This window comes from uncultured Fibrobacter sp. (assembly GCF_947166265.1).
GTDB lineage: Bacteria > Fibrobacterota > Fibrobacteria > Fibrobacterales > Fibrobacteraceae > Fibrobacter.
This window is the reverse complement of sequence record NZ_CAMVDO010000012.1, coordinates 1-13,480: the sequence shown is the minus strand read 5'-3', so window position 1 is coordinate 13,480 and position 13,480 is coordinate 1. Positions and strand designations below refer to the sequence as shown.

Genomic DNA, 13,480 nt, shown 5'->3' with positions numbered 1-13,480 from the left:
TCAACTCTCCGTAAATTTTTTAAAAATGCGCCCTTGCGGGCGCTAAGCAACAAGGAATTTCGATTACTTGTTCAAATCGACTTCTTCGTACAGGTTCGCGACAAACTGGTCGGGATCCTGCGTGAGGTAGCCAATCTTCTTGAGCTGTTCGCTAAAGTAACGCAAGTCGCCCTTCACGTCGCGGCCAAGAGTCTTGCGCTGTTCCAGCGAAGTGTACACGTAACTCTTAATCAGTTCAACAGCCAGCGGCTTGTCTTCGATTTCGGAATACTTGCCTTCGGCAATAATGTCAACCGTTTCTTCGGGGTGTTCGGCAATCCAAGCTTCCGCCTTGTGAATCGCACGCAGGAGTGCTGCAATCTTTGCCGGTTCTTCCTTCAGAATCTTGGCTGACACATAAATGAAGCAGCAGTAGCGACCGTCAAACACCGGGTCCTTCGCCACATCCATAATCACGTCGGCCTTGCCCGACTTTTCGTAAGCAGAAGCGAGCGGATCCCAAATGGCAGCGGCATCAATCTGGCCCTGTTCCAAAGCTTCAAGCGCAAGGTTACCGTCGGCATAAGGCAAGAACTGCACCTGATTATCTTCGGGCTTCGTCGAAACGCCACCCAGCGAGAGCCAAAGGCTTGCAGCCTGATGCGGCGTGCCACCGATTTCATCGACAGCAATCTTCTTGCCCTTCAAATCAGCAGCAGTCTTGTAGGGCGAACCCTTCTTTACAAGCACCTTGATGCAACCGATGTGAATACCATCGACAATCTTGATATCGACGCCGTTTTCAATCGCCTGGAAAAACTGGAAATCAGAATTCGTGAGCGCATAAGTGCCCTTGCTAAGGCCCAGCTTACGCGTTTCGCCATCGGCAGCGATCAACTTGGCATCAATTCCTTCTTCGGCAAAGAATCCCTTTTCCTTAGCCACGTAGAAAGGCGCACCGCACAAGGAACCGTCCAAAATCGGGAGTTCCAAAGTACCGAACTTGAACTGGGATTTTTCTGCCTGCGGGGCTTCCTGTTTTTCCGCTTTTTCGTTACCGCATGCTCCGGCCAACAGGGCAAAGCCAAAAGCGAGCAGGGCGGTCAAATAAACTTTGTAGTTGTTCTTCATCGCAAATACCTCTTTCAAAAAAAGGCGCCCCTGAAAATGGACTTCGAGTATTTCCAGGAGCGCCGGGTTGTACGGAGAGTACAAATTACTTGATATTTTCTCTCCAAGTTGCCGGCTTGAACAATTCCTTCAAAGGCAACAGACGCTTGTCGACGTCGACACCCAAGACAGAATTGAAGTTGTTCGTCGCCTGCATCTGAGCGCCGAAACCAACGATAATGATAATCTGTTCGTCGGTATAGAACTTGCGAAGACCTTCGAAAAGTTCGTCGGGAACCTTTGTCGGATCCTTAACGATCTGCTGGCCGAGCTGCTGCAAAAGTTTTTCGTTTTCCGAAGTTTCGAAGTTGTTCGGATCGAGACCCAGAGCCTTCAGGTCGCTAATGAAGAACAGCGAGCAGAGAAGGCAGCCGTTAGTCGTAGAAACCGAGTGTGCAAAAATCGTTGCCGCACGCAGACCCACCGTCTTTTCGAGGCTTTCCCAAGCGTCGTACCAGCCCATGAATGCCTTGTAGATACCGTAGTCCTGGAGCATCACCAGCTTCATGTTGGTCACCTTACCGGCAGCTTCCAACTTTTCGTAAGCGGCCTTTGCTTCGCCAGTCAATTCATTCGGTTGCTTTAAATGTACTCTTGCCATTGTTTATACTCTCCTTGTGGTGCGTAAGCACCGTTTTTGTTTTTGATTTTTGTTGAAGATTTCTGTTATAACGCGATTTTCAAGATATCCTTGATTGCTGCGGCATCCAGCGGCACGTAGTGTCCGACCTTGCCGTTACGCGTTGCGCGTGCAGCCATCGCGTCAAAGTCCTTGTTGTCAATCTTGAGTTCTGCCAGGCTCGTTGCGAGGTGCAGTTTCTTGAAGAATGCTGCCAGTTTTTCTGACAAAATATAAGCGCGTTCCGTTTCGCTGTAGTTGAACGAATCTACTCCGAAAACCCTGCTTGCCAAAAGCGCAAGCCTCCAGGGCTTTTTCTCGGCCATGTACTTGGTCCAAGCGACGGTGACAACGGCCATGCCTTCGCCGTGAGTGATGTTGTACTGCGCCGAAAGTTCATGCTCAATTCGGTGAGAGCCCCAGTCCGCGCGACGCCCTGCATCCAGGAATCCGCCGTGGGCAACGCTCGCGAGCCACTGGATTTCGCCACGGGCATTGACGTCCTTCTGATTTTTCAAGAGTTTGTCCGCATTCACGAGTAACGCACGAATAGCGCCTTCAATCAGGTAATCCGTCGTGTCGGAATTTTTCTCGTCAGAGAAATAGCGTTCCAGCAAGTGCGAAAGTACGTCCGCGATTCCTACGAAAGTCTGGTATGCCGGCAAGCCCACCGTGTATTTCGGGTTCATGATGGCGAATTTCGGAATAATCCGGTCATCTTCAAAGCCGAGTTTCCATTCACCGCTCGAAAGAATCGCTGCGTTCGAAGTCTCGGAACCGCTCGAAGCCGTCGTTGCGATCACGCCAATAGGTAAAACCTGCTTGGGCGAGATGCCTTTTTCAAAGAAGTCCCACACATCGCCGTCATAGGGAATGCCAAGCGCCACCGCTTTTGCCGTATCAATGGAGCTTCCGCCACCGACCGCGAGCACAAAGTCCACCTGGTTTTCCTTGCCCTGTTTCACGAGTTCGCGCACCAGATCAATCGAAGGGTTCGGTACCACATTCCCATTTTCGGAAAAACGAATCCCGAGTTCCTTAACGGCATCCTTGATCACGTCATAAATGCCGAGCGTCTTGATAAAGTCTCCGCTGTAAACAAGCTGGAGCGACTTCACGCCGTATGCAGCCAAGAGTTCGCGAAGTTTCTGTTCGCTGTGTTCGCCAAAAACAATCTTTGCGGGATTATAATATTCGAAGTCAATCATTTAATACTCTCCGTTTTCGCCAATACGGCGTTCAAAAAAGAATCCAGCCCAACTAACGTTTCCTAATGGTGAAAACGCCGTCGGAACTGGAAACTCAATGCAAACAATTAGATTGCAGCGAAGCCGTTTTCGAGGTCAGCGATAATGTCTTCGTAATGTTCCGTACCGATAGACACGCGGATCGTTGCCGGGGTAATTTCGGCGGCGGCCAATTCTTCCGGAGAAAGTTCGGCGTGCGTGGTGGTGTACGGGTGAATCACGAGGCTCTTCACGTCGGCAACGTTTGCAAGCAGGCTAAAGATCTTCAGGCTGTCGATAAACTTGAAGGCTTCTTCCTGGCCGCCCTTGATGTCGAAGGTGAAAATGGAACCGCCTCCGTTCGGGAAGTACTTCTTGTAAAGTTCGTGGTCCGGATGGTTCGGGAGGCTCGGATGGCTCACGCGGGTAACCTTCGGATGCTTGGTGAGGAACTCAATAACCTTCTTGGTGTTTTCCACATGGCGATCCAGGCGGAGAGAAAGCGTTTCGACACCCTGCAACAGGAGGAATGCGTTGAACGGAGAAATTGCAGCACCTTCGTCGCGGAGCAAAATCGTACGCACGTAAATAGCGTAGGCTGCGGGGCCGGCGGCCACAAACGGGAATCCGTAGCTCGGGTTCTTTTCGGTGAACTGCGGGAACTTGCCGCTCTTGGTCCAGTCGAACTTGCCGCTATCCACAATCACGCCGCCGAGAGTCGTACCGTGACCACCGATGAACTTGGTGGCAGAATGCACCACGATATCGGCACCGTGTTCAATCGGGCGAATCAGATACGGAGTACCGAAGGTGTTGTCGATCACCAGAGGAATCTTGTTCTTGTGGGCAATTTCAGCGATGGCGTCGATATCCGGAATGTCGGAATGCGGGTTGCCGAGAGTTTCGATAAAGATGAGCTTCGTGTTGCTCTTGACAGCGGCTTCGACGCTCTTGAGGTCGTGAGTGTCAACGAAAGTAGATTCGATACCGAAGTCGCGGAGCGTGTGCTGCAACAGGTTGAAAGTACCGCCGTAAACAGTGCGCTGAACAACCACGTGGTCTCCGCTGCGAGCAAGAGCGGTAACAGCGTAGGTGATAGCAGCGGCACCGGAAGCAACAGCGAGAGCGGCAACGCCACCTTCGAGGGCTGCGATACGTTCTTCGAGAACACCCTGAGTGGAGTTGTTGATACGGCCATAGACGTTACCACCGGCCTTCAGGGCAAAACGATCTGCAGCGTCCTGAGAGTTGTGGAAAACGTAAGAGGTGGTCTGGTAAATAGGTACTGCGCGGGCGTCGCTAGTGGGGTCTGCGTGTTCCTGGCCAACGTGAACCTGAAGAGTTTCAAAATGGAGCTTGTTCTGTGTCGTCATGGTTAAAATTCCTTTTAGGTTGCAGCAAGCAACGGGTTTTTCGCTGACCCTTGCTCACTAATTTTTTTTCTGGGGTGTCCTTTTCGGCTTGTTTTTCTAACCTGCAAAGCCTTAAGGACGTAAGACTTTCGGCTAGTTCGTTTTCAGAATGCCTCTCGGCATTCGACAGTCACTTATCATAGGCGCTCCTTCGAATGCTTAGGGTTCACAAACCATTTTGTTTTCCCTATCAATCTTGTAGGTTTTAAGATAGAATAAGATTTTCGCCCCGTCAAGGCATAAACGCATACTATTTAACTATTGTTTGTTATAGGATTTGACTATAACTTATTAAATAGCCCCGTTCCAGCAAGGCCAATGAGCCACAAGCCTAGCAAGGTCCCTGAGCCCGCCGAAGGGCCGTAAGGCTTGCAGCGCGTCATCCAAAGCATTCTGCGCCTCACATGTCATCCCCGCGAAGGCGGGGATCTCCTTACTCCGATTACATAGGGCGTTTCCCGCGCCACTGCGCGGGCCGGGCTATATTTTAGCGGCAACCGTCTTCGCTCCGCTCGCCGCTTACCTGCTAAAACGGCGCCTTGCAAGCAAGTCGCCGCCCCAAGGGGTCACTATCCCTAACGCAAATAGATTTATGGCAAAAGAAATGCGGAATTACTTCGCATTCTGTTCTTGACCAGAACGATATGCAGCAATTTCTGCTTCGACTTCAGCATCGCTCATGCCAGCTGCAACGCTACATTGAGCCTGCTGACGCAATTCTAAGAAGGTCTTCCAGCCAGGATTATCTTCAAATCTTTTTCCCATCATGTCTTCAATCTATACAATAACGGATTTCTAGGCAAGAGTGTCTACATTTCAGTAACAAAAGACAGAAATATTACGAATTATATAAATCGCCCAAAGATTCTGCCGAGAACCACAAAGAAGTCCAAAATTTTCCTACCATGGGGAGACGGCTCTTTTTTATGTAATAAAACATTCAAAAGGCTCGTTGCATTTTATGTTGTGGCTCGATTGATAATAGATCTACTGACAAATAACGGCAAAATAATCAGCACTTGAGTTTAACGTTTAAATTTTAATCGAAGGAGGGGCTTTTTCAACACAAACGTATTATCCACCTCAAAAGGCAATGTAGCACTTTAATGTGGATAAGTCGCCCAACAAGGACTAATAAAACGACCACCGAAACGGAACTGTGTTTAAAAATTTAAACGAAGGACGGACTTTCAATACGAAAGTTCTACATCGCCCCTCGAAAAGTGCACAAAATGTCACTAAATGACAAAATAAGATATTATATTTGAAAGAAAATAAATCAAATCACTATTTTTTTATATTTTCTTTAAAACTTAGGGATTATATGCTGTCTAATTTAAAAAGAAACTTACTCGTCGCACCTGTTGTAAAATGGGTTGGTGGGAAAAGACAGATCATCAATGAGCTGAGTCAGTACCTTCCCAAAGACGGCTATACAAAATATTACGAGCCGTTTCTTGGTGGTGCAGCCATGCTTTTTCATTTGCAACCACAAAACGCGGTAGTTAATGATGTAAACTCAGACTTGATCAACATGTATCAAGTTATAAAAGACAATGTAGAAGATTTGATTCAAGAACTAGAAACGCACCCTAACGATGAAAAGCATTTTTATGATGTTAGAGATTGGGACAGAGATAAAGAAGCCTACAACGAACGAACAAACATACAAAAAGCCGCTCGTCTTATTTTCTTAAACAAGACTTGCTATAACGGTTTGTTCCGGGTTAATAATGCTGGTGAATTCAACACTCCTTTTGGACATTACATAAATCCCGGAATCGTAAACCCACCAGTTCTAAGAGCTGTTAGCAATTATTTTAACAATAATGAAATAACTTTTCTTAATGGGGATTTTTCTTCCGCATTAAGAAATGTGACAAATAAATCTTTCGTCTATTTTGATCCTCCATACGATCCCATTTCAGATTCCTCAAGTTTTACTGGATATACAAAAGGAGGTTTTGGGCGAGAACAACAGGAATCGCTAAAGGAAATTTGCGATAAGCTTGACAAAAAAAATGTAAAATTTATGTTGTCAAATTCAGCAACAAACTTCATTAAAGACCTGTATAAAGATTACACCATTCACACAATTCAAGCAAAAAGATCTGTTAATTCTATAGCCTCTCGTCGAGGACTAGTTGACGAAGTCGTCGTAACCAATTATGAGTGATTTAACCAAAATAGACAAAGCATGGAATGTTCTATTCGAACGTTTCAACATCCTTGAAGAGATTAATCGGCAAGGACACTTTATCATATCAGCAAAAGACATTAAAAAAGAGCGCGAACCACGTTTAATGTCTAAATTTGATCATTCCATTAATTTACCTCAAATTTTTCGCGATAATAAATTAGCCATTTTGCCCATTTCTCGCGGAAATTACATAATTTCAAATTTTAACATTTATCATAAATTCGAACAAAACAACGCCCCAATCCAGCAATTTTCTCTACCAGACTATCTTCAGTCAATAACCGAAGAAAATATTCTTAGCGAAACCATGGCAATAAATGCGGCTTTTGCATCTGGGATATTAAGTGACTTTTTTGAGGATGAAGAACTATACGCCACTGCATGCGGACGTATGGGGTCTGGCAAATTTTCCTTCGACATTAAAGGAACCAAGGAACAGATTTACACGATAGAAGTAGAAAAATCACAAATCGAAATAGATTCTGCTTATGAAGGAATAAATTATCTGTCAATTATTGAAGCGAAAAGAGATCTTGCAGACGACTTCTTAATTAGACAACTTTATTATCCATATAGAACTTGGCAGGAAAAGGGGTTAACAAAAAAAATCAAGCCTATTTTTTTAACATATTCAAACGGAGTATTCTCTTTATACGAATATACATTTGAAGACGAAATGGTCTACAATTCATTAAAACTGGTGAAATCAAAAAGATACTCCATAGAAAATACCGACATCACACTAGACGACATCATCAAACTTCTAGGAACAACATCTATTACCAAAGAACCTGAAATCGCGTTTCCCCAAGCAGACAAATTTGAAAGAGTTATCAACTTGTGCGAAATACTAAATATGCAATCTTACACAAGAGAACAAATAACACAAAAATACGCATTTGATGCCCGTCAAACAGATTACTATACAAATGCCGCTCAATATTTGGGACTCATAAAAAAAATTCAAGCAGGAGGACCTTATGCTGTCACTGATGAAGGCCGAAAAATTCTTTCATTACCCTACAAAAAAAGACAATTAGCTTATTGTGGAAAAATACTGCAACATAAAGTCTTTTATAATACCTTTACAAGCTGTCTTGAGCAAAACTCCATCATTGACCAAAATGAAATTGTTTCAATTATGAAAAACAGCAACCTATTTAACATAGGTAGTGAAAGCACTTTCAAGAGACGTTCATCAACTATTCGCGGTTGGATCAATTGGATATTCTCGTTATTTCAAGGCAATTATGAATTGCAACTTAACCCCTGAAAACTTTTCTCTAGAAAAGACTTCCATTTGGAGTTTCCCTGACAGAGGCTCTTGGGCAACACATACTAACAAGTATCGTGGCAACTGGTCCCCATATATACCAAGAAATCTAATTATTCGTTATTCTAATGAAGGAGACTCTGTTTTAGATCAATTTGTCGGAAGTGGAACGACTCTAGTAGAAGCAAAACTTCTAAACCGCAATGCATTTGGTGTTGACATAAATCCCGATGCAATTAAGTTATGCAAATCAGCGGTTAACTTTGATTATTCATCAAAATCTCATATTGGCATCAGAAAAGGAAATGCTCAAAAATTATCTTTTCTTTCTACAGAAAGCATTGATTTGATAGCAACACACCCTCCCTATGCAGACATCATAAAGTACAGCGAGGGACTTGCAAATGATTTGTCTCAATATCCAATCAACAAATTCATCGAAGAAATGAAACCCGTAGCTGCGGAAGCATTCAGAGTCTTAAAAAGGGGAAAAATATGTGCTTTTTTGATTGGTGATGTACGTCAAAAGGGCACTTTATACCCACTAGGATTTGAACTGATGAATATTTTCATGAACGCAGGTTTTTCACTAAAAGAAATTGTTATAAAAGAACAGCACAATTGTATTGGAACAAAGAAATGGCGTTCAAAAATAAATGATTTTCTTTTGCTCGCCCATGAATATTTATATATTATGAAAAAAACTTAAATTTTCAGGAGCTTCTTACATGCCTTGTCAAAAAGATCATTCCAACATAGCCTCAATTCTCAACGGACTTAGTGAAGGACAATACAAATCTGGACGACATAAATGCGCCGGTTGCGCTTATGAACTCGGTTATCAAGACGGTTTAAAAAGGAAGGAAAACGTAAATATCGAAAAATGTATGCAAGACTTAGACGATAGCCAAGCAGGTCCGCAGCGACACAAAAGCGCACAAGAAGCATACGCATTAGGCTACAAAAATGGTCTGGCAGCCTCAAAACGGTAATTCACGTATTATTTTTTAGCCTAAGAAATTTTTTTCCTTCAACTTCATACATTTCAACATCGTCCATATTCCGAATGATTGTATAGACTATGTTGGAATGTTTTCCTTTTGGCACTAATTTACAAACATCTTTTGTGATGAGATTCATTCTCAAAGAATGCCCTTCTGTAAATTTAAGGATATTTTTTATTCTTTCCCGAATTTTTTCATGAAATTCAGGAGATGAACGATTTTCCGACAAGCAAATCTTAGCTTCACGATCTTTCAATCCATAACGTACTCTAGACGCATTGATTCGTTCCTTAACAAATAATTCATTTTTTCTCTCCAATATTGCTTTTGCAGTATTATCACTGATATTTTCACCAATTCTTTTAAAATAAGCCTCTTTCAACTCCCATAAAAAAGCAAATCCATTTTTTTCTTTTATCGTCTCTACAAATATGGGTATAGCTTTATTTTGCACCTTATTCCGTTCTGTACTAACATCAACATTTTCAAAATGATTTACCCATGGTTTGTAAACAAAAACATTGCCAGAGGTATTTTTTACCGTTCTACAAAGGCTTCCTAAATAAACACGAATTGAGTTTTTTGTATGAGAATATCCTGATTTTCGCAAATAATCAACGGTTTTATCAAAATAGACAATTCCTTTATTTTCCTTAATATATTCTTCTAGAAATGAGAGAATGTCTATTTGGGAAGATTCCTCTGATTCATCGTCCATTGAAAACACCCATGTTCCTAAACGACCATCGCATTTTATGTAGCGATGAGGACGCATTTTAAACCAATTTGGGTCATCTTCAGCAGGGACTCCGAATATTTTTGCACGTCTATTATACTCCGTGTAAACTTCTTTCAGATGTGTCGGTTTCTTAAAATCATATAAGATCCTGGCCAAACGGCTTGGAACAGAACAAAGGTATTGCCATTTCAGAGTATATAAAATTTTCCCATCATCAAAGAGAACTTTTTCAAAAGAATCGGACTTGCGAATAACATCACAAACAACATTCATCGTTTGGTTATCTAAGCCCAGATGGTCCATTATTTGAGGAACAATTTCTTCTTCTAAAGAGATCGGATTTATCTTTTCATCAAGGAGCTTTCGCACATCAGACAAGGCCTCATACACATTTTTTAGATCACAGTTTCGATAAACAATTGATCCTATGTAGGAGGGCATTGAATTACTACATTTCCATTCCGTGACATCAAAAAGAAATTGTCTCGTTTTATCATCAACAATGCCATATTTTATATCAAATTGTTCTTGCGGGAAAGCGTATTCTTCCGACAGTTCAAGCTGCATAAAATCAGCTTGAAAAGAAGGATTTATTAAAAAATTTTTCGTCGTTTTCAATCCTTTCAAAATTTCGGCACAAATATTTAGTCCAATATCATCATCCCCCAAAAGAAGCTGTCTTGCTCGTTCTCTGCTGCAGTTATTTTTTTTAGCCCAAGAAGAGATTGTTTCTTGTTCCATATTTCTTGCATCATACATTACCGAAAAAAAATCCAGCCTTTTTCGTTTTCCTTCAGTTCCTTTAAATGACATAAGGGATAACTTAAAGTTTATTCGGTCAATATATTCCTCAAGAAACATTTTTATAGACAACCCTAAAGGAATATCACCAACCATATTATTCGGAATTTCTACAGGGTTAGAAAAATAATAAAAAAAAGAAATAATTTTTGAGCAATTCTCTTTCACAAAATCAGCAACATCCGCCAACCATTTTCGTTTAAACCGCTCTGCATCAAATACATCAGCAACAACACTTATATCACAAGGATGCATTTTTTCTAAAATCAGCAACTGAGAGCAGCTTCCAATACAGTCTTTTGCTTGAAAAAGAAAATCTATGGGAATGGTTTTCAAGCAATCATAATCTTCTTCGGATACACCAGCAACATTTTTTTTATTGGCAACACAACCTTTTTGCTGTAATCCATTTTTTTCTTGAGAAACTGTACAAACAATAGGCTCCCCAAAGCAATTTCTCAAATATTCCGAGATATCACCAACATTCTTATTTCTCTTACAGAGCAAAGAAAGCATCGCATCATAGAATATAGCTCTGCAATGTTCTATCAACGGAAAGCAATAATCTATCCAGGATGATTTTGTTTCCAAATACAAACTTTTCTCATTTTTACTCAATTTATATGGACAAAAACAGCCATCCAACCAACAAGAGGTAAATCGCGAGAGATTTAACTTCATATCATTTAGGAACGGTGAAAATAAACCCTCTGTTAAACATTGATCAATTAAATACACTGACGGTCTTTCAGTAGCATTTAACTTTTTTTCAATATGTTTACATGCTGAAAGAAACTTATCTTGTATTCCAAATGATAATTTCCGTTCTATTAAAATAGGCCAAGCATCAAAGATCATCCGGGCCGCAACATACCTCAATTCGTATTTTTGAGATGTTGCTAACAACGTTTCGTCCAAAAGAAACTTAAAAAGCAACAACTTACAGGCATTTTGAGCTTGTCCTATAAAGCTGTCAGGAAGGTATTGGCACTCAGATACGTCCGCCATATTTTCAATTAGAATTTATTCGCAAGAAGTAATGAAAGATATTTTTTCATCAAAGCGACACGATTATTCTTTTCTCTATTTTGGAAATCGATCCCAAGTTTATCGAATAATATTGGAAAGCCTCCATTGGCAAAAGCCTCAAAGATAGAATACTTTTCATCACTGTTCAAAACAGACTGTTCTTTTTTATATGCGAAAGCGATGAAGTCAATTACATCTCTATCTTTTTCTTGGAATGTCGTCATCTGAACAGTATCTGAAGCAGGAGTCTTAATAGGACTGAAAGCGTCCTTATTATAGCCAATTACTGCAGACACCATCAGAATTTGGCTATATGAACGAAACAGTCTCAAGTCGTGAACCAGATACTTCATTCTTTCTTCATGCTCAGCGCTTCTCTTAAAACGATAATTCAGATTTGTTCTAATAGCCATATTATACCTTCAAAGATGAATTACTTTCGCCATCATTCTTTTGCAATTCATAAGAACATGCTACAAATGGTTCGATATACTGTTTTACTCCAGAAAGACTATCTTCTGATATCATCAATACAAGCTGGCTAGAAAAAGTATGGATGTTTTCGGCCGATTTCGTCAGGTTTCCGCCAGATAATTCCGTAAACGGGGAATCTATCAGAAACGGATAAGATTTGGAAAGTTGAGTAGTATCACCTTCTCGAACCTCACTAGAATAATCTAGAATTGCCTTAGCAAAAGCAAGTGTATTGATTTTACTCTGACCTGTAGAATTTGACTCTCTAATCTTCATAATAATCAACTCTTTGATTTCATCCTCGTCATTTTGCTGGTGAAGATATGAAGCAAGAGTCCCATCTGCTTGCCATTTGGCATAAGTAGCATCATATTGACTTTGAAGATATGAAACCATTCCATATTTGTCAGCCTTATCAAATTGAATCACATAAAGACGCTTTCCAAGACTATCATAGTCCTCACTGAGACTTGAATAAGCCTCGTTTATCTTGCTATTTATATGCTTAAGAGATATTCGCTTGTTATATTCATCAATGGCAAGAATCGCCTTTAAACATTTATCCGTAAACTTATCTTTTTGCGTCAAATACAATGTATCCTTGTTTATGCGTCCAGCTCGTTCGCTCTGAACCTTTAGCGTTGCCAAGGTATTTTCATACTGAGTCTTATCTCTTTCGTATCTTTCTTCTGCAAGCTTCTTGTTTACTCGTTCTGTTTCAAGATTCTTTCTATTTCTTTCTAATTCACGAATCATATCTGTTGCGCCATCCGTGATCAAACCCGATATTTTATCAATTTCATCTTTTTTCTTGCCAATATCTTTTTCAACTCTTTTGATTCCGTTATGCGAACGGGATAGCTTCTCACGCATATCTTCGGCATCAATCTCTGCATGGCGAGCCATTTCTAAAATCGTACTATCGATATTCCTTGGCGGAAGTTTGGTCACCAAAGCATTCAAAAGTTTTCGTTCCTTATCACCGAGACAATTTCCGCAGATACACTCACTTTTTTTTAGCAACTGTTCGACAGCTTCTGCAGTAAGTCCCAAAGGCAAATCTTCTTGCCGTATAATATCCTTTACACTATCAATCAACTTTTGCGTAATAAGAGAATATCCATACCAAAGGTCTCCAAAGAATTCTTCAATATTTTTTTCTAGTTCAGCTTCCAGTTCCACTTTGTCAGTTCGCAATTGTTTTCTCTGCTGTTCATATTTTTGCGAATCTCGGTGCTGTTCGAGTTCTTTGTAGATATTATCTAATCTTGCAGATATGTCAGCGAGATAGATCTTATTAGATTCAAGATTATCTTTAGTATTCTTCAATTTTTCTTCAAACAATGAAATCTGCGTTTGGATATTACCGAGATTCGTATTATTTGTATCTTTACAAACCTTTCGAATTTCCTTATTTATCGAACGATGTAACTCTTCCAATTCTGTCGTACACATTTCGAAAAGTTCCTCATTCGTAATGTGTTTTATCACCCCCTCAATGAAGTGAACCCAAGAAGTTGGACTGTTTAAAGTTAGGTTAAATTCGCCTTATTT

The 13,480-nt window shown here is 41.1% G+C and carries 12 protein-coding genes; 4 read left to right on the top strand and 8 right to left on the bottom strand.

Translation table 11 applies throughout. The features are described from left to right. Positions 1-63: 63 nt before the first annotated feature. The 5 genes from Q0W37_RS07735 to Q0W37_RS07715 all read right to left on the bottom strand — a co-directional run bounded on the left by Q0W37_RS07735 (position 64) and on the right by Q0W37_RS07715 (position 5,174). The gene (locus Q0W37_RS07735; protein ID WP_283428698.1) at positions 64-1,110 is read right to left on the bottom strand and encodes an ABC transporter substrate-binding protein; all 1,047 of its coding nucleotides are present in this window, start codon (positions 1,108-1,110) and stop codon (positions 64-66) included. Between the two features lie 85 nt (positions 1,111-1,195). Next, on the bottom strand, positions 1,196-1,750 hold the full coding sequence (locus Q0W37_RS07730) for a carboxymuconolactone decarboxylase family protein (protein ID WP_072801392.1): 555 nt from the start codon (positions 1,748-1,750) through the stop codon (positions 1,196-1,198). A gap of 65 nt (positions 1,751-1,815) precedes the next feature. Further along, positions 1,816-2,976, bottom strand: a complete 1,161-nt coding sequence (locus Q0W37_RS07725; protein WP_297700353.1) for an iron-containing alcohol dehydrogenase — start codon at positions 2,974-2,976, stop codon at positions 1,816-1,818. A gap of 107 nt (positions 2,977-3,083) precedes the next feature. Next, positions 3,084-4,367 carry an O-acetylhomoserine aminocarboxypropyltransferase/cysteine synthase family protein gene (locus tag Q0W37_RS07720; protein WP_297700351.1) on the bottom strand — a complete coding sequence of 428 codons (1,284 nt, stop codon included), beginning with the start codon at positions 4,365-4,367 and terminating at the stop codon, positions 3,084-3,086. Positions 4,368-5,018: 651 nt separating this feature from the next. After that, positions 5,019-5,174, bottom strand: coding sequence for a hypothetical protein (locus Q0W37_RS07715; protein ID WP_297700349.1), 156 nt, complete (start codon positions 5,172-5,174; stop codon positions 5,019-5,021). A 556-nt stretch (positions 5,175-5,730) separates the two neighbouring features. Here Q0W37_RS07715 and Q0W37_RS07710 point away from each other — a divergent pair. Genes Q0W37_RS07710 through Q0W37_RS07695 form a run of 4 tightly spaced genes read left to right on the top strand, consistent with a single transcriptional unit; the run spans position 5,731 to position 8,871 of the window. Then, positions 5,731-6,582, top strand: coding sequence for a DNA adenine methylase (locus Q0W37_RS07710; protein WP_297700347.1), 852 nt, complete (start codon positions 5,731-5,733; stop codon positions 6,580-6,582). After that, a complete protein-coding gene (locus tag Q0W37_RS07705; RefSeq protein ID WP_297700345.1) occupies positions 6,575-7,879 on the top strand; it encodes a hypothetical protein in 1,305 nt (434 codons plus the stop codon). The genes Q0W37_RS07710 and Q0W37_RS07705 overlap by 8 nt, the downstream gene beginning before the upstream one ends. Further along, the gene (locus Q0W37_RS07700; protein WP_297700344.1) at positions 7,857-8,588 is read left to right on the top strand and encodes a DNA methyltransferase; all 732 of its coding nucleotides are present in this window, start codon (positions 7,857-7,859) and stop codon (positions 8,586-8,588) included. Before Q0W37_RS07705 ends, Q0W37_RS07700 begins: the two co-directional genes overlap by 23 nt. Positions 8,589-8,607: 19 nt before the next feature. Further along, positions 8,608-8,871, top strand: a complete 264-nt coding sequence (locus Q0W37_RS07695) for a hypothetical protein (RefSeq protein WP_297700342.1) — start codon at positions 8,608-8,610, stop codon at positions 8,869-8,871. A gap of 1 nt (position 8,872) precedes the next feature. Here Q0W37_RS07695 and Q0W37_RS07690 read toward each other — a convergent pair whose 3' ends face one another. The 3 genes from Q0W37_RS07690 to Q0W37_RS07680 are packed head-to-tail and all read right to left on the bottom strand — an operon-like array spanning position 8,873 to position 13,381. After that, positions 8,873-11,431: a hypothetical protein gene (locus tag Q0W37_RS07690; RefSeq protein WP_297700340.1), complete on the bottom strand. Its 2,559-nt coding sequence runs from the start codon at positions 11,429-11,431 to the stop codon at positions 8,873-8,875. 8 nt (positions 11,432-11,439) lie between these two features. Further along, positions 11,440-11,865, bottom strand: coding sequence for a hypothetical protein (locus Q0W37_RS07685; RefSeq protein WP_297700338.1), 426 nt, complete (start codon positions 11,863-11,865; stop codon positions 11,440-11,442). Between the two features lies 1 nt (position 11,866). Then, positions 11,867-13,381, bottom strand: a complete 1,515-nt coding sequence (locus Q0W37_RS07680; protein ID WP_297700336.1) for a hypothetical protein — start codon at positions 13,379-13,381, stop codon at positions 11,867-11,869. Positions 13,382-13,480: the final 99 nt, after the last annotated feature.

Coding starts and splice junctions, on each gene's coding strand:
- Q0W37_RS07730 (WP_072801392.1), bottom strand. CDS start 1,750: ATGGCAAGAGTACATTTAAAGCAACCGAATGAATTGACTGGCGAAGCA.
- Q0W37_RS07735 (WP_283428698.1), bottom strand. CDS start 1,110: ATGAAGAACAACTACAAAGTTTATTTGACCGCCCTGCTCGCTTTTGGC.
- Q0W37_RS07695 (WP_297700342.1), top strand. CDS start 8,608: ATGCCTTGTCAAAAAGATCATTCCAACATAGCCTCAATTCTCAACGGA.
- Q0W37_RS07690 (WP_297700340.1), bottom strand. CDS start 11,431: ATGGCGGACGTATCTGAGTGCCAATACCTTCCTGACAGCTTTATAGGA.
- Q0W37_RS07720 (WP_297700351.1), bottom strand. CDS start 4,367: ATGACGACACAGAACAAGCTCCATTTTGAAACTCTTCAGGTTCACGTT.
- Q0W37_RS07700 (WP_297700344.1), top strand. CDS start 7,857: ATGAATTGCAACTTAACCCCTGAAAACTTTTCTCTAGAAAAGACTTCC.
- Q0W37_RS07685 (WP_297700338.1), bottom strand. CDS start 11,865: ATGGCTATTAGAACAAATCTGAATTATCGTTTTAAGAGAAGCGCTGAG.
- Q0W37_RS07725 (WP_297700353.1), bottom strand. CDS start 2,976: ATGATTGACTTCGAATATTATAATCCCGCAAAGATTGTTTTTGGCGAA.
- Q0W37_RS07680 (WP_297700336.1), bottom strand. CDS start 13,381: ATGTGTACGACAGAATTGGAAGAGTTACATCGTTCGATAAATAAGGAA.
- Q0W37_RS07705 (WP_297700345.1), top strand. CDS start 6,575: ATGAGTGATTTAACCAAAATAGACAAAGCATGGAATGTTCTATTCGAA.
- Q0W37_RS07710 (WP_297700347.1), top strand. CDS start 5,731: ATGCTGTCTAATTTAAAAAGAAACTTACTCGTCGCACCTGTTGTAAAA.
- Q0W37_RS07715 (WP_297700349.1), bottom strand. CDS start 5,174: ATGATGGGAAAAAGATTTGAAGATAATCCTGGCTGGAAGACCTTCTTA.